We start from the raw sequence: 19,057 nt of genomic DNA, 5'->3' as shown, positions 1-19,057 counted from the left end.
GTGGTGGCGAGGGCGGTGGTGTCCGGGGCCAGGGCCGGGGTGGCCAGGGCCAGGTGGGCCAGGGAGGTGGCGATCGGCACCGGGCGCACCCGGGCCACCGCCGCCACGTCGGCCAGCCGCTCGGCCACCACCGCTGCCACGTCCGGGCGTACCCGCGGGTCCACCCAGGCGGCGGTGACCAGGGCGAACAGCGCCGCCTCGGTGATCCAGTCCTCGACACCCCAGACCAGGTCGAGCAGCACCCGGCGGCGGGTGGACTCCGGCCACGGCTCGTCGGTGCGGTGGTGCAGCAGGCCCAGACAGGTCCACACCTGCACGCAGCGCACCCAGAGCGAGGGGTCCTGCCCGCCCAGCACCCGGCCCAGCGCGGTGGCCGGCGGCTCGGGCGGGTGCACCAGCAGGCCGAGCAGGTCGGCCAGGTCCAGGGTGGCCAGGCCGACCGCCGCGTCATACGCCGCCGGCGGGTGCGGCCAGGCCGGGTGGGCGAGCTGGCGGAGCCGGTCCGCCGCCGCCGCCGAGGGCGCCGGCACCGCGGGCGCGGCGGTCGTGCCGTCGTAGCGCCAGAGCTGCCGGGTGTCGGCCCGGCGCGGCTCGCGCGGGTCCGGCCCGGCCACGTCGGCCACCTCGACCCGCAGCCCGGGCGCGGCCGCCGCGACGGTACGCATGGCGCTCGGTGGCGCCGGCGTGTCCAGCCGTACGGCGGCGCCGTGGTCGCCGGCGAGGGCCAGTCGCAGCGCGTCCACCACCGCCCCGCCGGCCGGGGTGACCTGTCCCAGCCAGGGCCGGCTCCGGCAGCACTCGGCCAGGTCGGCGTGCTCGTGCGAGTCGTCCGGGTGCTCCCGGACGAAGTCGGCGAGCGCGACCAGGTGCGCCACGTCGCCGTCGCGCTGGAACCGCAGCCGGTGTGCGGTGTGCACCGCGCAGTCGAAGGTGGGATCCCGGGCCAGCGCCCGGTCGATCCAGTCCAGCGCCTCGTCGAGCCGGCCGTTGTCGGCCAGGGTGCCGGCGATGTCGGCGTACACGGCGAGGTCGTCGGGGTCGTGCTCGACCGCGCGGCCGAGCGCCGCCAGCGCCTCCCGGGTGTGCCCGGCGCTGCGGTACGCGTACCCGAGCCACACCTCGCCGATCTTCGACGGCTGCGCGCGTACCCCACGGGCGGCCCAGCGGATCGCCTGCGCGACCTCGTCGAGGCGCCGGGCCAGCGCGGACGCCGCCCCCAGCAGCAGGGCGTGCTCGGGGTGCACGGTGACCGCGTTGCGGGCCAGGGCCAGGTACGGCGCCAGCGCCGGCCGCCCGGCGCGCGGCACCGGATCGGGTGCGACGGCGCAGACCTGCATCAGGATCCGGGCGATCCGCTCCGGGTCCAGCCGCTCGGCCAGCTCCGGCGCGGTCACCCAGGGCACGCCGGCCCAGTCCGTGCCCGGCACGTGCCCGGTGGCGGCGACCAGCAGGTCCAGCCCTTCAGCCGGCTGCCCGGCGGCGGCGAGCAGGTGGGCGCGGGCGACCACGGCGCCGACGAAGACGCGGTGACCGAGCGGGAAGAGCTCGACGCCGCCGTCCCCACTGGCGGCGGCGAGCCGGGCCAGCAGCTCGTGCACCTCGGGCAGGGTCGGGGCCTGGGCGAGCGCGCCGGCGAGGTGACCGGCCGCGTGGGGCAGGTCGCCGGCCTCCAGCGCCAGCCGGGCCAGGGCCAGCTCCTCCGCCACGGGCAGCGGGCGGTCGTCCTCGGACACGGCGTCCTCTCGGTCGTTTCTGCTCGGTGAGGTCGGGCAAGCCTAGGTGATGTTGAACCAGGGTGGTGATCATCTGCGCACTACTGCTCGTTAGATTGCTCAGGCCAGATCAAACGTGCAAGACTGAGCAGGAAACGCGCGGCAACCGCGCAGTGGGAGGAGTTTCCGTGACGGGTGCAGGGGCCGGGATGGCCGCCGACATCGACGAGCAGCCGGCCGGCTACGACCGGTTGCTCTCCGCCGAACACGCCGGGGCGATCGCCCGGGTCGCGGCCGTGATCGCCGAGCGCCGGCCCCGGCACGTGGTGTTCACTGCCCGGGGCACCTCCGATCACGCCGCGCTCTACGGCGCCTACCTGACCGAGATCCGGCTCGGCCTGCCGGCCGGGCTCGCCTCGCCCAGCGCCATCACCGTCTACGGCGCCCGACCGGACCTCTCCGACGCGCTGGTGATCGGGGTCAGCCAGAGCGGCGGCTCGCCAGACCTCACCGAGGTGCTCCGCGCGGCCCGCGCCTCCGGCGCGCTCACCCTCGCCGTCACCAACGCGCCGGACTCCCCGCTGGCCGGCGCCGCCGAGCTCAGCGTGGACATCGCCGCCGGGCACGAGCGGGCGGTGGCCGCCACCAAGACGTACACCGCCGAGCTGCTGGCCCTGCTGATGCTGGTCGAGGGGATCCGCGCCGGCGACGGGGTGCTGCCCGCCGCCGAGCGGGAGGCGCTCGCCGCCCTGCCCGAGCTGGCCACCCGCACCCTGGCCGACCCCACCCCGGCCCAGCTCGCCCCGCGCTACCGGTTCGCCGCCCAGTTGGTCACCACCGGCCGGGGATACGCCTACCCGACGGCCCGGGAGGCGGCGCTGAAGCTGATGGAGACCTCGTACCTGCCGGCGCTCGCCTTCTCCGGTGCCGACCTGCTGCACGGCCCGCTGGCGATGACCGACCCGGACGTGCCGGTGCTGGCCGTGGTCGGCACCGGGCCGGGCGGGCGGTCGATGGGCGAGGTGCTGCCCCGGCTGGGTGAGCGCCGCGCCGACGTGGTGGTGGTCGGTTCGGCCGAGGTGGCCGGCGCGACCCGGATGGCCGTGCCCGAGGTCGACGAGCGGTACGCCCCGCTGCTGGACATCCTGCCGCTGCAACGGCTGGCGTTGGCGTTGGCGCTGGCCCGGGGCGAGGATCCGGACGCGCCCCGAGGGCTCAAGAAGGTCACCGCGACGATGTGAGTGGCGACGTGGCACGCTGGTCAGCGTGTCCACGCTGCGCGACCTCGCCGAGGAGCACACCCGCCTCCGCCCGGCCGACATCGACCACCTGCACCGGATCGCCGGGGACTGGCAGTTGCTGTCCGACCTGTCCTTCGCCGACCTGCTGCTCTGGGTACCGGTGGACGGCGACGGGACGTACCTCTGCGTGGCCCAGGTCCGCCCGACGACCGCCCCCACCGCGTACCTGGACGACCAGGTGGGGCGGATCGTCGGCGGGCCCGAGGTGGCCCACCTGGAGGTGGCCTACCGGCAGGGCCGGATCTGGCGGGAGGGCGACCCGGTCTGGTACGGCGACGTGCCCGCCCGGCACGAGGCGATCCCGGTCCGGCTGCGTACCGCCGACGGCGAGGCCGGCGAGGTGGTGGCCGTGGTCGGCCGGGACACCAACCTCTCCACCGCGCGTACCCCCAGCCAGCTCGAGCTGAACTACCTCACCACCGCCGACGACCTGGCCCAGATGATCGCCGACGGCACCTTCCCGCCACCCCGGCACCCGGGCGAGACCACGTCCGCGCCGCGGGTCGGCGACGGGCTGGTCCGGCTGGACGCCAACGGCAAGGTCACCTACGCCAGCCCGAACGCCCAGTCGGCGTACCGGCGCCTGGGCTACGCCTCGCACCTGGTGGGGGAGGACCTGGCGGCGCTGCACCGCCGGCTGGCCGGCGACCCGCTGGAGGGCACCGACGCGGCGAACGGCATCCTGGCCGCGCTGCGCGGCGAGGCACCGCCCCGCCGGGAGATCGACGCCCGGGGCGCGACCATGCTCACCCGGGCGCTGCCGCTGATGCCCGCCGGGGTGCCGATCGGCGCCCTGGTGCTGGTCCGCGACATCACCGAGGTACGCCGCCGGGACCGCGCCCTGATGACCAAGGACGCCACCATCCGGGAGATCCACCACCGGGTGAAGAACAACCTCCAGACGGTCGCCGCGCTGCTGCGGTTGCAGGCCCGCCGGGTGGCGATGCCCGAGGCCCGGGTCGCGCTGGAGGAGTCGGTACGCCGGGTCGCCTCGATCGCCCTGGTGCACGAGACGCTCTCCATGTCCAGCGACGAGGCGGTCGAGTTCGACGGCATCGTGGACCGGGTGGCCAGCGCGGCGACCGAGGTGGCGGCGGCCGAGTCGACGGTGGGCATGCGGCGCCGGGGCAGCTTCGGGGTGCTGCCCGCGGAGATCGCCACCTCGCTGGTGATGGTCCTCAACGAACTGCTGCTCAACGCCGTGGAGCACGGCTTCCCGCCGGCCGAGGCGGCCGAGACGACCGAGGCGGCGGAGACGACCGAGATGGCCGGGCCGGCCGACGGTGCGGAGCCGCCGGGCCCGGTGACCAGGCCGGAGGTGGTGGTCTCGGCGCACCGGTTCCGCAAGCAGTTGCACGTCTCGGTGGCCGACAACGGGCGCGGGCTACCGCCCGGGTTCGACGCCGAGCAGAGCGGACGGCTGGGGCTGCAGATCGTCCGCGCGCTGGTCACCGGCGAGCTGCGCGGCTCCATCGAGTTGCGCGACGGCGCGGAGGGTGGCACCGAGGCGGTGCTGGTCGTCCCGCTGGCCCGCAACGCCCCCCGCTCCCCGAGCTGAGCCGGCGCTGTTCCCCGGCCTGCGCCGGCCGCTGTCCCCGGGCTGAGGGCCGCCGCGGCCGGTCAGCGGGTGAGCAGGGCCACGGTCAGGCCGGGGTGCGGCCAGACCTGCTCGACGGTGAAGCCGTCGCGCAGCGCCGCGCCCTTCGCGCCGGGCACGGCGGCCACCGGGTCCGCCCGGCGGCCGGCGACGACCAGCCAGACCCGCTCGGCGCCGGCCAGGCACTGCGCCGGCCGGTCGCACTCGGCGGCCCACAGGTCGCCCCGGCGGGCCTGATCCCGGGTCACCAGCACGTCGTCGGGACGCCGGTCGCGCAGGTGGTACCGGAGGCCGAGGTCGAGGAAGAGCCAGCTCTCCCGGGGTGAGTAGACGACCGCGTCGCCGGGGCGCTGGTTGGCCGCGACCACCCCGGCCGCTGCCCGGTAGTCGACCGGGGCGCTGCGCGGCCATTCGTGGGTCCGCCGCAGCGCCGCCTGGTCGGGCAGGCCGAGCAGCCCGGCGAGCGCCACCACGGCCAGCGCCGCTGGCAGCCGCACCGGGGCCAGCGCCGCCCCGGCCAGCAGGGCGGCGAACGGCACCACGAAGACCAGGTACCGGGGCACCCACAGCGGCACCGCGAGCCCGGCCGCGAAGACCAGCAGCACCGGCAGCAGCACCGCGCAGCCGGGCAGCAGGGCGCGCCGGCCCGACCGGGCGGCCCCGAGCGCGGCGAGGCCGACCAGCAGCCCGCCCACGACGCCACTCTGCGCCACCCCGCCGGCCAGCGCCGGCAGGTCCGCCGGTCGGGCGGTGTCCACCCAGTCCAGCTGCCGGGAGCGCTGCCCGGCGGCGACCAGCACCAGCGGGGTCAGCAGCAGCGCGGCCGGCAGCAGGGCGAGCAGCCAGCACAGTGGACGACGCCACGGCCCGACCGTGCCGGGGCCGCCGGCGGGATCGCCGGCTGTGCCGGGATCGGCCGTGGGGGCGGGACCGCTCGTGCTGGTGGGATAGCCCGTGGCGCCGGGTCTTCCCGGGACGGCTGCGGCCGGCAACCCGGCCCGGTCCGGCGTACGGCGGGCGGCGAGCACCGCCACCGCGTGCGCGGCGAGCAGGGTGAGGGCGATCAGGTGGGTGAGCCCGAGCGCGGCGACCGCTGCCGCGTACCCGGCCCAGCGCGCCCACCCGGGCCGGCGCAGGGCCTCCACCAGCAGCAGCGTGGCCAGCACCGCGAGGAACGTGGCCAGCGCGTACGGCCGGGCCTCCTGGCCGTACCGAGAGGTGCCGGGGAGCACCGCGAAGAGCAGCCCGCCGAGCAGCCCGGCGCGGGCGTCGCCGAGGCGCTGCCCGAGGAGCGCGGTGAGCCCGGCCGCCGCCGCCATGGCCAGCGCGGCGGGCAGCCGCAACGCGGTCACCGAGTCGCCGACGACCGCCACCCAGCCGTGCATGACCAGGTAGTACGGCCCGGTCGCGGCGTCGATGGTGCCGGTCAGCCGGACCAGGTCGCCCACCGACCGGGTGGCCGCGCTCCAGGTGGCCAGCTCGTCCCGCCACAGTTGAGCGCGGTCGATCCCGGCGACGGTCACCAGCAGCGTCAGCAGCGCCGGCCAGGGCCAGACCGGCAGGGATCGAACGGCCCGCCCGCGGCCGCTGACGCCGTGCTCCGCATGGGCATGGGCCACCCGGGGTCGCAACTTCTCGGACAATCTGCCCACCTGTCGAGCCTTCCACACGGCCGTCCGTCCGCGCGGGCGCGCAGGCGATCGCCCAACCTCAGGGCGGTGGCGGGCGCGACGGCGGGTGCACGGTCCGTCGCCGGCCCGGTCGCCCGTGATGTGGGATCCGGCACGCGGTCATTGGTCGGCCCGCTCGGGGTGTGGCAGCATGACCCCATGACCGCCGCTGTCGTCCGCCGCTTCGTGGCCCGCCGCCACGTCGACTACGGCCGCGTGCGCAGCGCGATCTGTCCGGCCCACTGACGACGCCCGACCCATCCGTCTCGGGCGCGCTTCCGCGCCGGCCTCCACGACAACGCCGTCCACGGCCCGTACGCCACGGGCCGGCCGTCGCGTATCGCGCTCCCCACCCGCGCAGACAACGGAGGACGCCGCGATGGCGGTCAGCAGCATCCCGGCCCGGCCCGGGGACCCGACGGCGCGACCCGCCCGGGCCCCCCGCCGGCAGCGGGGCGAGGGCCAGTGGGCGCTCGGCCACCGCGAACCGCTCAACGCCAACGAGCGGACCAAGAAGGACGACGACCCGCTGAACGTGCGGGCCCGGATCGAGAACATCTACGCCCACCAGGGCTTCGCCTCCATCGACCCGGCCGACCTGCGTGGCCGGTTCCGCTGGTGGGGCCTCTACACCCAGCGCAAGGCCGGCATCGACGGCGGGCGCACCGCCGTGCTGGAGCCGCACGAGCTGGAGGACGAGCACTTCATGCTCCGGGTCCGGGTCGACGGCGGCCAGCTCGACCTGGCCCAGCTGCGTACCGTCGCCGAGATCTCCCGGGAGTTCGCGCGGGACACCGCCGACATCACCGACCGGCAGAACATCCAGTTCCACTGGATCCGGGTCGAGGACGTGCCGGAGATCTGGCGCCGGTTGGAGGCGGTCGGCCTGCAGACCACCGAGGCGTGCGGCGACTGCCCCCGGGTGGTGCTCGGCAGTCCGGTCGCCGGCGTGGCCGAGGCGGAACTGCTCGACCCGACCCCGGCGCTCGACGAGATCGTCCGCCGGTACGTCGGCAACCCGGAGTTCGCCAACCTGCCGCGCAAGTTCAAGACCTCGATCTCCTGGCTGGTGGACACCCCGTACGAGGCGAACGACGTGGCCTTCCTCGGCGTCGACCACCCCGACCACGGCCCCGGCTTCGACGTCTGGGTCGGCGGTGGCCTCTCCACCAACCCGATGCTGGCCAAGCGGCTCGGGGTGTGGGTTCCGCTGGCCGAGGTGCCGGACGTCTGGGCCGGCGTGGTGGGCATCTTCCGGGACTACGGCTACCGGCGGCTGCGCAACCGGGCCCGACTGAAGTTCCTGGTCGCCGACTGGGGGGTGGAGCGGTTCCGCGAGGTGCTGGAGAAGGAGTACCTCGGCCGGGCCCTGCTCGACGGTCCCGCGCCGGAGCTGCCGGAGAAGCCGGTCGACCACATCGGGGTGCACCGCCAGCGCGACGGCCGGCACTACGTCGGGGCCGCTCCGGTGGTGGGGCGGGTCTCCGGCGGGCAACTGGCCCGGCTCGCCGACGTGATCGAGGCGCACGGCAGCGGCCGGATCCGGCTCACCCCGTACCAGAAGCTGCTGGTGCTGGACGTGCCGGCGGAGCGGACCGAGCCGCTGGTCGGCGCGCTGCGGGCGATCGGTCTGGAGGCCCGGCCGTCGGCCTGGCGGCGCGGCACCATGGCCTGCACCGGCCTCGAGTACTGCAAGCTCGCCATCGTCGAGACCAAGGTCCGCGGTGAGGAACTGGTGGCCCGGCTGGAGGAGCGGCTGCGCGACTTCGACGCGGACATCTCCATCCACCTCAACGGCTGCCCGAACGCCTGCGCCCGCACCCAGGTCGCCGACATCGGGCTGAAGGGCCAGCTGGTGGTCGGCCCGGACGGCCGGCAGGTGGAGGGCTTCCAGGTGCACCTCGGCGGCGGCCTCGGCATGGCCGAGGGGCAGACCGCCGGCTTCGGCCGCAAGCTGCGCGGCCTCAAGACCACCGCCGAGGAGCTTCCGGCGTACGTGGAACGGCTGGCCCGCCGCTATCTGGCCGGCCGGCGCGCGGGCGAGGCGTTCGCCCAGTGGGTGATCAGAGTCGACGAGGAGGAACTGCGGTGAGCGAGCGGAGCGAGCGAATCATCAGGCTCAGCGCGAAGGTGCCTCATGACGACACGGAGCGAAGCGGAGTGCCGGCATGAGCAGCGAGTACCGAGCGGCGCCCCTGTACTGCCCATACTGCGGCGAGGAGGACCTGCGGCCGAGCGAGGAGGGCCACGGCGCCTGGGAGTGCCACGGCTGCGCCCGGGTGTTCACCGTCCGGTTCGCCGGCCTGCTGTCCCGGGCGGTGACCCGATGAGCCTGGTGTCCGCGGCGAACCTCGGACTGGTCGGCATCGGCGGGCCACGGCCGGCCGACCCGGCCCGGCGGGGCCCCGACGAGCTGCGTGCGCTGGCCGAGCGGGCCGGCCGCGAGCTGGAGGGCGCGCCCGCCCAGGAGATCGCCCGGTGGGCGGCGGAGACCTTCGGCGACCGGTTCTGCGTGACCAGCTCGATGGCCGACGCCGTGCTGGCCCACCTGGTGTCCCGGGTCGCGCCCGGGGTGGACGTGGTCTTCCTCGACACCGGGCTGCACTTTCCCGAGACGCTGCGGGTCCGCGACGAGGTGGCCCGGACGCTGCCGGTGACCGTACGGTCGATCCGCCCCCGGCTGACCGTCGGTCAGCAGGACGGCGAGTACGGCCCGCGGCTGTTCAACCGGTCCCCGGACGACTGCTGCCAGCTGCGCAAGGTGGAGCCGCTGGAGCGGGCCCTGGCCGGCTACGACGCGTGGGCCGCCGGACTGCGCCGGGACGAGTCGCCGACCCGGGCGAACACGCCGGTGGTGGCCTTCGACGCGCGGCGCGGCAAGATCAAGGTGAACCCGATCGCGGCCTGGACCCAGGCCGACGTGGACGCCTACATCGCCCGCTGGAACATCCCGGTCAACGAGCTGTTCAAGCAGGGCTACGGCTCGATCGGCTGCTGGCCGTGCACCCGGCGCACCAAGGCGGGGGAGGACCCGCGGGCCGGCCGCTGGGCGATGTTCGAGAAGACCGAGTGCGGGCTGCACGTCTGACCGGGTCGGGCACCGACCCCGTGGTCCTGGTCGCGCACGGCAGCCGTGATCCGCGGGCTGCCGCGGCGACCCGGGCGCTGGTCCGGGCGGTGTCGGCCGCCCGGCCCGGCACCCCGGTGCTGGCCAGCTGGCTGGACCACACCCGGCCCGGGCCGGCCGAGGTGCTCCGGTCGCTGGCGTCCGCCGGGCATCCCCGGGCGGTCCTGGTGCCGCTGCTGCTGACCGCCGCGTACCACCGGCGGGTGGACATCCCGGCGGCGGTCGCGGCGGCCCGGGAGGCCGGCCCGCCGATCGCGGTACGGGTCACCGACGTGCTCGGCCCGACCGGCGGCGTGGTGGACGGCGGCCTGCTGGCGGCCCTGGACCGCAGGTTGGGCGAGGCCGGGCCCGGCCGCTACGACGCGCTGGTGCTGGCGGCGGCGGGCACCCGGGATCCGGCGGCCCGGTGCTCGGTGGGTCGGGTCGCCGCCGCCCTCGGCGACCGGCTCGGCCTGCCGATCCGGGTCTCGTACGCCTCGGCGGCCCCGCCGGACACCGCGGCGGCGGTGGCCCGGTTGCGGGCCGGCGGCGCCCGCCGGGTGGCCGTGTCCGCGTACTTCCTGGCCCCCGGCCTGTTCCACGACGCGGTGGCGGCGGCGGCCCGGGACGCCGGGGCGGTGGCGGTGGCCGACCCGCTGACCGACGCCCCGGAACTGGCCGACCTGGTGCTGCGCCGGGTCGACGCCGGCGCGGCGACGGTCACCTGGCGTGACGACGCCGGCGACCACGCGGCGTGACGATGCGGTCGACCACTGGGCGTGACGGCGACGGGGACCGTCCGGGCGTCGGCGTGGCGATGATCGGGGCACTGTCGAATTCGACGACCGACAATGCCCCGGACAGCAGAACGCCCCGGCGGGTCGACCCGGCCGGGGCGTGAAGCTTGGTGCGTGGTTCAGGCGGAGTGAGCGCGCAGCACCCGGAGGCCACCGCGACGCTTGACGGCGCGCCGCTCCTCCTCGCTCATCCCGCCCCAGACGCCAGCGTCCTGACCGGACTCGAGCGCCCACTGCAGGCACTGGTCGGTCACGGAGCAGCGCCGGCAGACGGCCTTGGCCTGCTCGACCTGCAGGAGAGCCGGGCCGGACGTCCCGATCGGGAAGAACAGCTCCGGGTCCTCGTCGCGGCAGACAGCATGGTGACGCCAGTCCATGGCGGCAACACTCCTCATTCTGGATGGGGTGGCAGATATTGCTTTGGTGCTTTTCCTATATGCATCCGCAGCGCCGACGTGACGGTTCGCGTCCGGCTATTCGGCACTGCGTGAGCAGGCTGCTGGCCCCGCGGACCTGCTGGAAAGGCTCAAACCTGCCGAGCATATCCAGGCAATGTCCCGGTAACTCAAGTTCGCTTGTGAATACTTTCACGAACTCTCGCGATGTCAAGGGTGCCGCTCGGAAAAACTCCGCGCGGTGAGCAAGCCCACAACCCATTTGTCCGGGTTCCAGAGCGCTCTGGTTACCCGGCGTACCACAGTCGAGGATCAATATAGTACAGTCCGCGTGACATTGCTGACATTTCCGGCACCTGCCTCCCGGTGTGGCGGCGCCGCGTCGGTGCGGTGCCGCGACCGCGTCGACCTAGGGCAGTACCCGAGACCTAGCAGATTACTCTCAGTGCCGCGGGAATGGATGCGAATCTGACTTTCTCCCGCTCGCCGAGGTAGTCGCCGTCCAACTGGAACGCCTGTGGACGCTCGGCGAGCAGCGTGAACTCGGCCAGGTCGTGCATCCGGAGCACCTGTTTGCCGCGCGGATCGGGGTGCCGAGAGAAGAACTGCGTCACCGTGCGTGTGGTGCTGGCGACCCGCAGCCGCCGCAGGGCCAGCACGTCCAGCCCCCGGTCGAAGGACGCCTCCGGGTTGGGGTTGATCTCCCGGTCGCCGAGGTAGGTCCAGGGCGCGGTGTTCTGGATGATGACCGTGGCCAACTCGCTCTCGGCCGGCTCGCCGGGACGCTCCAGGCTGATCGCCGGGTGCCGCCGGTCCGAGGCGAGGAAGTACTGGCTCACCGTGGACCGCAGGTAGAGCCCGGGCGTGGAGACCCGGCCCCGGCGGCGGGCCCGCTCCACCCGGTGGATCACGGCGGCGTCGATGCCGAAGCCGGCGCAGAAGGTGAAGTAGCGGTCGTCGGCCCGGCCCAGCCCGATCGTGCGGTGCCGACCCAGCCGGAGCCCCTCCAGGATCATGCTGGTGCCCTCCGGCCACTCCCGGGGCAGCCCCAGCGCCCGGGCGAAGACGTTGGTCGACCCGCCCGGCACGGTGGCCAGCGCCGGCAGCCGCTCGGCCGGCGTGGCGGCGCCGGCCACGGTCGGCGGATCCGCCGTCATCAGGCCGTTCACCACCTCGTTGACGGTGCCGTCACCACCGAGCGTGACCACCACGTCGACGCCCTCCTCGGCCGCCTCGCGGGCGAGCGCGGTCGCGTGGCCGCGCCGCCGGGTGTACCGCACGGAGAGGTCGACTTCGCTGCGCAGCGCCCGGACCAGCACGTCCCGGCTGCGCTCGCTGGTGGTGGTGGCCTTCGGATTGACCACCAGGACGGCCCGCATGGGCGGCACTGTACCCCGGAGTAGCACAGGTATCGTGGCGCGCGTGACGCTCGACTCCGACCCGATTCCCGTCACGCTCCGCTGGGCGGTCCGGCTGCTCCGGGGCGAGGCGGTCGCGGTGGGCCTGATCGCCGGGTGGCTGATCTGGGCCGACCTCACCGCCGCCAGCACCGACCGGCTCTCGGCGTGGCTGGTGACCGCGTTCGCCATCGGCGCCGCCGCCGCGCTCTGGGCCCTGGGCGGCGCGCTGGAGCGGCGCCGGGCCGGCGCGCGGGCGCCGGCGATCGTGCTTCAGTTGATGCTGCTGCCGATCGGGTGGTTCATGGTCCAGGGCGGGATGGGTTGGCTCGGCGTGCCGCTGATGGCCCTCGGGATCGGGGTGAGCTGGCTGCTGGTGAGCCCGGCGACCAGCCGGGCGCTCGGCTTCGGGGCGCCCGAGAGCGGTCAGTAACCCGAGGCGCGCCGGGTCAGCAGCGAGATGGTGGCCCGGCCACCGGCGACGTTCGCCGTCGCCGAGGTGGTCAGCGCGGTGAGCACCTTCCAGGCGAAGGAGGACTCGGCGGGCAGCCCAGCGCCGCGGACGGTGGGCACTGTCACCTCGACGGTGAGCGCGTCCTCGGTCACCGCGAACCGGCAGTCGAGTTCGGCGTCCCGGGTGGCGATGGCGAGCAGCATGGCGCAGGCCTCGTCGACCGCGATGCGCAGGTCCTCGATCTCGTCGAGGGCGAACTGCAGCCGCGCCGCGAGCCCCGCCGTGGCGGTGCGCAGCACGCCGAGGTAGCCGCCGTCGGCGGGCACGGTGAGGTGCACGACGTCGTCGTCGGTCGTCGGCTGGCCGGTCAGTTGAGTCACCACTCATCCCCCCGGTCGGGGACTCTACCCGCTCAGCGGGCGGGCCGTGTGGGGGCGGTCACCTGGGCCGCGAGACCGACCAGGGCGGCGCCGTCGAGCCGGTAGGGGATCCACTCGGTCAGTTGCTCGGCACCGATGGCGGCGTAGAAGCCGGCGGCCGGGTTCCAGTCGAGCATCGACCACTCCAGCCGGTGGTAGCCCCGCCGTACGCAGATGTCGGCGAGGGTGGCCAGCAGCAGCTTGCCGGCTCCGGTGCCCCGGGCGGCCGGCCGGACGTACAGGTCCTCCAGGTGGATGCCGTGCGCGCCGGCCCAGGTGGAGAAGTTCAGGAACCAGAGCGCGAAGCCGACCGGGGAGTCCCGGTCGTCCACCGCCACGTGGCCGAAGAGCGCCGGGGCCGGGCCGAACAGCGCGGCGTGCAGCTGCTCCGCGGTGAGGTGGCACTGCTCGGGCGCGCGCTCGTACTCGGCCAGCTCGTGCACCATGGCGACGACGGCCGGCACGTCCGCTGGACGTGCCGGCCGGATCGTCGGCGGAACCGCGACGGTCACGCCTTCTTGGTCTCCCAGAAGATCTTGGCGATCTCGTCGATCTTCTGCAGCAGCTGGTCGGCGGTGGCCGGGTCGAGGCTGCCCTTCACGCCGCCCGCGCCGGCGAGCTTGGTGGCCTCGTTGAACAGCTGGTGCAGCTGGGGGTACTTCTCGAAGTGGTTCGCCTTGAAGTAGTCGGTCCAGAGCACCCACAGGTGGTGCTTGACCAGCTCGGCGCGCTGCTCCTTGATGATGACGGCCCGCGTGCGGAACTCCGGGTCGGTGTTCGCCTGGTACTTCTCGCAGATCATTTTGACCGACTCGGCCTCGATCCGGGCCTGCGCCGGGTCGTACACGCCGCAGGGCAGGTCGCAGTGGGCGCTGGCGGTCACGCGGGGCACAAGGATGCGTGGAAGTCGCATCGGGATCCTCCATGGGAAGTTTGCGATGATCCAAGCCGACATTACTCCTGGCGGGGCTCCCCCAAGCCGGTGGAGGTGAAACCGATGGCCGCCGACCATCCGCCGGCCGCGCGCCGGCTGCCCTGGCCGCTGACGGCGGTGCTGGTCAGCGGCCCGTCCATGGCGCCGACCCTGCGTCACGGGGACGCCGTGCTGGTCCGCCGGGGCGGCCGGCCGGTCCGCCCCGGCGACGTCGTGGTCGCGGTCTTCCGCAGTCGCCCTGACCTGCTGGTCGTCAAGCGGGCGGTGCGCGCCCAGGACGGCGGCTGGTGGCTGTACGGGGACAACGAGTTCGTCGCCGACGACTCCCGGGCGTACGGGGTGGCCGACGTGCACGGCCGGGTGGTGGCCCGGTACTGGCCCCGACCCGGACGGGTGCGTCGACGCCCGTTATGACCCTGCTCACATCGGTGGAGCTCCGACGACACTATGCTCGGAAGTGCCCGGGTGACCCCCCGCACCGCGCGCCGCCGCTCGTCGCCTCACCACGCGTACCGACCGGCTGGTCCAGCTGCTCGACAGATCCTGGAGTCACCATGTCACCGTCCACCGTGGACCCTGCTGATCCCGTCTTCCGACTGCACCGTGGCGGCAAGATGGCCGTCGCCTCGACGGTCCCGCTGACCAGCCGGGAGGACCTCTCCCTCGCGTACACCCCCGGGGTGGCCCGGGTGTGCGAGGCGATCGCCGCCGACGAGACCCTGGTCGACGACTACACCTGGGTGTCGCACACCGTCGCGGTCGTCACCGACGGCTCGGCCGTACTCGGTCTCGGCAACATCGGCCCGCGCGCCGCGCTGCCGGTGATGGAGGGCAAGGCGGTGCTGTTCAAGCAGTTCGCCGGCGTGGACGCGGTACCGGTCTGCCTGGACACCCAGGACGTCGACGAGATCGTGGCGGTGGTGCGGGCGCTGGCGCCGTCGTTCGGCGGGATCAACCTCGAGGACATCAGCGCCCCGCGCTGCTTCGAGGTGGAGCGCCGGCTGGACGAGGCCCTGGACATCCCGGTCTTCCACGACGACCAGCACGGCACCGCGATCGTCGTGCTGGCCGCGCTGCGCAACGCCGCCACGCTGCTCAACCGCAAGCTGGGCGACCTGCGGGTGGCGGTCAGCGGCGCCGGCGCGGCCGGCGTGGCGGTGACGAAGATGCTGCTGGCCGGGGGAGTGGACCCGGCCCGGGTGGTGGTCTGCGACTCGAAGGGGATCATCGGCCGGCACCGCACCGGGCTCACCGATACCAAGGCCGAACTGGCCGCCGTCACCAACCCCGACGGCCGGCAGGGCGACGTCACCGAGGCGCTGCGCGACGCGGACGTGCTGATCGGCGTCTCCGGCGGGCGGATCCCCGAGGCCGCGGTGGCCGGGATGGCTCCCGGCGGGATCGTCTTCGCGCTGGCCAACCCGGACCCGGAGGTGCACCCCGAGGTGGCCGCCCGGCACGTCGCGGTGGTGGCCACCGGGCGCAGCGACTACCCCAACCAGATCAACAACGTGCTGGCCTTCCCCGGCGTGTTCCGGGGCGCGCTGGACGCCCGGGCCACCCGGATCACCGAGGGCATGAAGGTGGCCGCCGCCGACGCCATCGCGCAGGTGGTGGCCGAGACGCTCACCCCGGAGGCGATCGTGCCGTCCCCGCTCGACCCGCGGGTAGCCCCCGCGGTGGCCGAGGCGGTGGCCGAGGCGGCCCGCCGCGACGGCGTCGCCCGGGCCTGACCCGGGCCGAGGGCCCCGTCCTGTCGCACGTCGCACAGCGCGGGGCCCTTCTTCCGGCCCGTCCCGCTTGTTACCGTGCCGATCATGCGTGCCGCCTTCGCCTCCCGCTTCGACGACGCCGACCCGCTCGCCGCGCTCACCGTCGGCGAGCGGCCCGAGCCGACCCACCCGGCCGACGACTGGGTCACCGTGCAGGTCCGGGCCAGTTCGCTGAACCACCACGACCTCTGGTCGCTGCGCGGGGTGGGGCTCACCGGCGACCAGTTGCCGATGATCCTCGGCTGCGACGCCGTCGGCGTCGACCCGGACGGCAACGAGGTGGTCGTCTACCCCGTGGTCGCCACCCCGGGTGACCCGCGCGGCGTCTCCATCCTCTCCGAGCACTTCCCGGGCACGCTCGCCGAGCGGGTGGCCGTACCCCGGTCGAACCTGGTGCCGCTGCCGGCCGGACTGGCCGCCACCGACGCGGCCTGCCTGCCGACCGCGTGGCTCACCGCCTGGCGGATGCTCACCACCAAGGGCCGGGTCGCCGACGCCGACGCGGTGCTGGTGCAGGGCGCCGGGGGCGGCGTCGCCACGGCCGCCGTCGCGCTCGCCGCGGCGATGGGCAAGCGGGTCTACGCGACCAGCCGGGACGCCGCCAAGCGGGAGCGGATCGCCGAGCTGGGCGCGACCGCCGTCGAGCCGGGCGCCCGGCTGCCCGAGCGGGTCGACGTGGTGATCGAGACGGTCGGCGCGGCCACCTTCGACCACTCGCTGAAGTCCGCCGCGCCGATGGCCCGGATCGTCGTCTCCGGCGCCACCGCCGGGCACGAGCCCAAGGTCAACCTGCGCCGGGTCTTCGCCATGCAGCTGGAGATCCTGGGCACCTCGATGGGCACCCCCGACGAGCTGGCGGACCTGCTCGCCTTCTGCGCCGAGCACCAGGTGCGGCCGGTGGTGGACAGCGTGGTTCCGTTCAGCCGGGTCGAGGAGGCGTTCACCCGCCTGCACTCCGGCGAGGTCTTCGGCAAGGTGGTCGTCGACCACACCGCCTGAGCCGGGCCTTCCGGGCGTCAGAGGCGGTTGTCGAGGACGGCGATGTCGCCTCGCGCGGCGCCGGTGGGGATGCGCCGCTTGGCGGCCTCGTCGCCGTAGAGGGTCCAGCGCAGGAACTCGACGGTGGTGTCCGAGACGACCCGCAGCGCGGCGCCGTCGCTGAGCAGCGCCCGCCCGTGGTCGCCGTTCGGCAGGCTCAGCATCGCCTTCGGCCAGGGCACCTTGTCGTACGCCTCCTTGCCGGCGGCGTACTGGACCACCTCGTCGGCCTCGCCGTGCACGAACAGCTGCGGCGCCGCGGCGCCGGCGAACGCGGTGCCCACCCCGAGCGCGGTGCCGGCGAACACCACCCCGGCGTCGAGCCGTTCGTCCCGGCCGGCGGTGAACAGGCCGATGGTGGTCACCCCGCCGGCCGAGTGCCCGGCCGCGGCCACCCGGTCGCCGGCCAGCCGGCCCCGCAGCGGATCACCGGCCTTCCCGTCGAGGGCGAGCACCTGGGTCAGCGCGTACGACACGTCGGCGGGCTGGTTGAGCACGTCCAGCACGTTGGTGTCGGTGCCCCGGGAGGTGTGCGGGAAGGTCGGTGCGGCCACCACGAAGCCGGCCGCCACCCACCGGGTGAGCAGCGTCTCGTAGTCGGCCGGACGCCCGCCCAGGCCGTGGCTGAACATCACCACCGGGAACCGGCCGTCGGCGGCCCGCACGGACCGTTCGGGCCCACCGCCGGCCTCCCCGGCCGCCGGGTACCAGACGGTCACCGGCAAGGGGCGGTCGCCGTCGCGGTTCAGCTTCAGCTGGCGTACGCCCACCGCGAAGGCCCGCTCCGGCGCGGTGCCGGCGGGTACCCGTGGTGCCGGAGTGGTCGCCGCCGGGGTCTGGGTGGGGACGGCCTGCGGGCGGGCCGGCCCGGTGTCTCCGGAGCAGCCGACCAGACCGGCGGTGAGCAGGGCGCAGGCGAGCAGGACAGGGGTGCGGCGACGCGGCATGGCTCCGATTGTGCCCTGCCCGTCCGGGTGGCCCGCCGGAGATCGACGCACCGTGCCTACCCGGCCACCGGGCCGTGCGGCTCCTGCCGAACGTGGCGGATCCGCCCGCTCCGGATGCAGCGCCTCGGTCGCGCCCATGGCCGTGGACCCGCCGGCCGCTGGTCGTCACATCGTGGTCCGGCAGGAACCGGGCATCCGGCCCCGCGCCCGGCTGCGCAGGCTGCGTCACCTTGAGCGTGGCTCATCCCCGCCCCCCACCGGTCGCCGGTCAACCTGATCGAGCGGTTGGGCGCGGCCGCCCGCGCTACGCCCCGGGCGCGGTCGCCTCGGGTCGGTGCTCTGGCGGGGTGGCGCCGAGGCGGGCCAGGTCGGCGGCGTCCTTGGCGCGGCGGGGGCGGCCGGGCATCCACACCGGGTACATCCGCTTGAACTCGACCTGCGCCGCCACCGCGATGACCGGGGCGGTCAGCGGGCCGATCCGCCCGGCCGGGCCGGTCAGCATCCCCGCCGGCAGCGGGGTGCCGGCCCACGGGCCGCCGCCGACGGCGACCCGCCCGTCGGCATCTTGCGCCAGGTACGCGAAGCTCACCTCGACGTCGTCGCGGAACAGGTCCAGCTGGACGTTGACCGGCAGCCGCGGATCGGGGCGCCAGCCGCGTCCGAACAGCAGGGCGGCCAGCCGGTCGGCGTCGTCGCGCCAGCAGTACCAGTCGACGTCCACGTGCGGCCGGGTCACCTCGCCGAGGTGGAAGTCCACCGCCCAGCCGCCGCGCAGCCACACCTCGATCCCGGCGTCGGCGGTTACCTCGACCACCTCGCCGATGCTGGCCAACTGCCGCCCCGCGAGCCCTTCCACACCCACCACCCGCCGACCGTAACCGCGGCCCTGCCTCCCCGCACCGCCGTTTCCGGGGCTCGCCCGCCCCGTCGGTTGCTCGTGTTCCCGCCGTGGCTCGTGCCCGGCGGTTTCTCGTTTCCCGTCGGTTGCTCGTGTTCCCGCCGTGCCCGTGCCCGTCGGTTGCTCGTTCCCGGCGGTGCTCGTGTCTCGGCCGTGGCTCGTGCCCGTCGGTTGCTGGTGCTCGGTCGTTGCTCGTGCCCGGCCGCTCGTGCCCGGGCCGCTCCTGCCTGGGCTGCTCGTGCCCGGCCGCTGGTGCTCCGGCCGGCGCTGGCGCCCGGCCGTCGCCGGCGGTCGCGACGGACGGGCGTGCGGGCGAGGGTGTGGCGGCCGCCGGCCGGCGTGTCGCGGTGGCGCGTCATGGTGTCCGGCGAGCGTGATACCTGAGAGTCATTTGATGACTCTCAGGTATCAGTCGTTCATGTCCGCCCTGCCCTGGCGTCCGCCACGCCGGAAGGTCTGACCGCCGCCCCGAACCCACGCGCACCCCGGGTGCTGCGGGCCACGCACGCACCCCCGGCGGCGTGGGACCTCGGATGGGCCCTGGTGGTGCGGGGCCACACACCCGGAGTCGCCTGGTGCGGCGGTTCGGCCACCACCTCGCAGAGCGGCGGGGTCAGGGG

The 19,057-nt window shown here is 74.9% G+C and carries 19 protein-coding genes; 10 read left to right on the top strand and 9 right to left on the bottom strand.

From position 1 onward, the window contains the following. Positions 1 to 1,733, bottom strand: a 1,733-nt coding sequence (locus DLJ47_RS22750; RefSeq protein ID WP_109902536.1) for a tetratricopeptide repeat protein, incomplete at its 3' end; no start/stop codon positions are given. Positions 1,734 to 1,921: 188 nt separating this feature from the next. Here DLJ47_RS22750 and DLJ47_RS22745 point away from each other — a divergent pair. Beyond that, positions 1,922 to 2,953, top strand: coding sequence for an SIS domain-containing protein (locus DLJ47_RS22745; protein ID WP_109902534.1), 1,032 nt, complete (start codon positions 1,922 to 1,924; stop codon positions 2,951 to 2,953). A 25-nt stretch (positions 2,954 to 2,978) separates the two neighbouring features. Next, positions 2,979 to 4,571 carry a PAS domain-containing sensor histidine kinase gene (locus DLJ47_RS22740; RefSeq protein WP_109902532.1) on the top strand — a complete coding sequence of 531 codons (1,593 nt, stop codon included), beginning with the start codon at positions 2,979 to 2,981 and terminating at the stop codon, positions 4,569 to 4,571. Positions 4,572 to 4,633: 62 nt separating this feature from the next. Here DLJ47_RS22740 and DLJ47_RS22735 read toward each other — a convergent pair whose 3' ends face one another. Further along, positions 4,634 to 6,229 carry a glycosyltransferase family 39 protein gene (locus DLJ47_RS22735; protein WP_109902530.1) on the bottom strand — a complete coding sequence of 532 codons (1,596 nt, stop codon included), beginning with the start codon at positions 6,227 to 6,229 and terminating at the stop codon, positions 4,634 to 4,636. Positions 6,230 to 6,659: 430 nt separating this feature from the next. Here DLJ47_RS22735 and DLJ47_RS22730 point away from each other — a divergent pair, with 430 nt between their 5' ends. The 4 genes from DLJ47_RS22730 to DLJ47_RS22720 all read left to right on the top strand — a co-directional run bounded on the left by DLJ47_RS22730 (position 6,660) and on the right by DLJ47_RS22720 (position 10,144). After that, positions 6,660 to 8,372, top strand: coding sequence for a nitrite/sulfite reductase (locus tag DLJ47_RS22730; protein ID WP_109902528.1), 1,713 nt, complete (start codon positions 6,660 to 6,662; stop codon positions 8,370 to 8,372). 76 nt (positions 8,373 to 8,448) lie between these two features. After that, entirely contained in the window at positions 8,449 to 8,610 is a 162-nt protein-coding gene (locus DLJ47_RS36380; protein ID WP_167179601.1) for a hypothetical protein, read from the top strand. Continuing rightward, positions 8,607 to 9,368, top strand: a complete 762-nt coding sequence (locus tag DLJ47_RS22725; RefSeq protein WP_109902526.1) for a phosphoadenylyl-sulfate reductase — start codon at positions 8,607 to 8,609, stop codon at positions 9,366 to 9,368. The genes DLJ47_RS36380 and DLJ47_RS22725 overlap by 4 nt, the downstream gene beginning before the upstream one ends. Further along, on the top strand, positions 9,350 to 10,144 hold the full coding sequence (locus DLJ47_RS22720; protein WP_109902524.1) for a sirohydrochlorin chelatase: 795 nt from the start codon (positions 9,350 to 9,352) through the stop codon (positions 10,142 to 10,144). Before DLJ47_RS22725 ends, DLJ47_RS22720 begins: the two co-directional genes overlap by 19 nt. 158 nt (positions 10,145 to 10,302) lie before the next feature. On the opposite strand, the gene DLJ47_RS22715 is transcribed toward DLJ47_RS22720, so the two are convergent. Next, the gene (locus DLJ47_RS22715; protein WP_007072794.1) at positions 10,303 to 10,560 is read right to left on the bottom strand and encodes a WhiB family transcriptional regulator; all 258 of its coding nucleotides are present in this window, start codon (positions 10,558 to 10,560) and stop codon (positions 10,303 to 10,305) included. A 446-nt stretch (positions 10,561 to 11,006) separates the two neighbouring features. Further along, the gene (locus DLJ47_RS22710; RefSeq protein WP_109902522.1) at positions 11,007 to 11,957 is read right to left on the bottom strand and encodes a diacylglycerol/lipid kinase family protein; all 951 of its coding nucleotides are present in this window, start codon (positions 11,955 to 11,957) and stop codon (positions 11,007 to 11,009) included. Between DLJ47_RS22710 and DLJ47_RS22705 the strand changes: the two genes are divergently transcribed. Further along, the gene (locus DLJ47_RS22705) at positions 11,956 to 12,408 is read left to right on the top strand and encodes a hypothetical protein (RefSeq protein WP_396775479.1); all 453 of its coding nucleotides are present in this window, start codon (positions 11,956 to 11,958) and stop codon (positions 12,406 to 12,408) included. The genes DLJ47_RS22710 and DLJ47_RS22705 overlap by 2 nt on opposite strands. On the opposite strand, the gene DLJ47_RS22700 is transcribed toward DLJ47_RS22705, so the two are convergent. The 3 genes from DLJ47_RS22700 to sodN are packed head-to-tail and all read right to left on the bottom strand — an operon-like array spanning position 12,402 to position 13,761. Further along, positions 12,402 to 12,809, bottom strand: coding sequence for an ATP-binding protein (locus DLJ47_RS22700; protein ID WP_088992114.1), 408 nt, complete (start codon positions 12,807 to 12,809; stop codon positions 12,402 to 12,404). The two genes, DLJ47_RS22705 and DLJ47_RS22700, sit on opposite strands and share 7 nt — an antisense overlap. A gap of 32 nt (positions 12,810 to 12,841) precedes the next feature. Next, positions 12,842 to 13,360 (bottom strand): GNAT family N-acetyltransferase, encoded by a 519-nt coding sequence (locus DLJ47_RS22695; protein ID WP_396775481.1) that lies wholly within the window; start codon positions 13,358 to 13,360, stop codon positions 12,842 to 12,844. Then, positions 13,357 to 13,761: a superoxide dismutase, Ni gene (sodN, locus tag DLJ47_RS22690; protein WP_109902520.1), complete on the bottom strand. Its 405-nt coding sequence runs from the start codon at positions 13,759 to 13,761 to the stop codon at positions 13,357 to 13,359. Before sodN ends, DLJ47_RS22695 begins: the two co-directional genes overlap by 4 nt. A 69-nt stretch (positions 13,762 to 13,830) precedes the next feature. Between sodN and DLJ47_RS22685 the strand changes: the two genes are divergently transcribed. The 3 genes from DLJ47_RS22685 to DLJ47_RS22675 all read left to right on the top strand — a co-directional run bounded on the left by DLJ47_RS22685 (position 13,831) and on the right by DLJ47_RS22675 (position 16,553). Beyond that, positions 13,831 to 14,196 carry a S26 family signal peptidase gene (locus tag DLJ47_RS22685; protein ID WP_396834873.1) on the top strand — a complete coding sequence of 122 codons (366 nt, stop codon included), beginning with the start codon at positions 13,831 to 13,833 and terminating at the stop codon, positions 14,194 to 14,196. 140 nt (positions 14,197 to 14,336) lie between these two features. Continuing rightward, positions 14,337 to 15,515 (top strand): NAD(P)-dependent malic enzyme, encoded by a 1,179-nt coding sequence (locus tag DLJ47_RS22680; protein ID WP_109902518.1) that lies wholly within the window; start codon positions 14,337 to 14,339, stop codon positions 15,513 to 15,515. A gap of 75 nt (positions 15,516 to 15,590) precedes the next feature. Continuing rightward, entirely contained in the window at positions 15,591 to 16,553 is a 963-nt protein-coding gene (locus tag DLJ47_RS22675; protein ID WP_199235972.1) for a zinc-binding dehydrogenase, read from the top strand. Positions 16,554 to 16,570: 17 nt separating this feature from the next. Here DLJ47_RS22675 and DLJ47_RS22670 read toward each other — a convergent pair whose 3' ends face one another. Together DLJ47_RS22670 and DLJ47_RS22665 are read right to left on the bottom strand one after the other, a co-directional pair. Then, a complete protein-coding gene (locus DLJ47_RS22670) occupies positions 16,571 to 17,539 on the bottom strand; it encodes an alpha/beta hydrolase family protein (protein WP_109902514.1) in 969 nt (322 codons plus the stop codon). Between the two features lie 304 nt (positions 17,540 to 17,843). Next, positions 17,844 to 18,404 (bottom strand): nucleotidyltransferase domain-containing protein, encoded by a 561-nt coding sequence (locus tag DLJ47_RS22665; RefSeq protein WP_109902512.1) that lies wholly within the window; start codon positions 18,402 to 18,404, stop codon positions 17,844 to 17,846. Between the last annotated feature and the right edge of the window lie 653 nt (positions 18,405 to 19,057).

Origin of the sequence: Micromonospora sp. S4605 (genome assembly GCF_003176715.1) — a bacterium.
Taxonomy (GTDB): domain Bacteria; phylum Actinomycetota; class Actinomycetes; order Mycobacteriales; family Micromonosporaceae; genus Micromonospora; species Micromonospora echinaurantiaca.
This window is presented reverse-complemented; position numbering and strand designations above follow the sequence as displayed.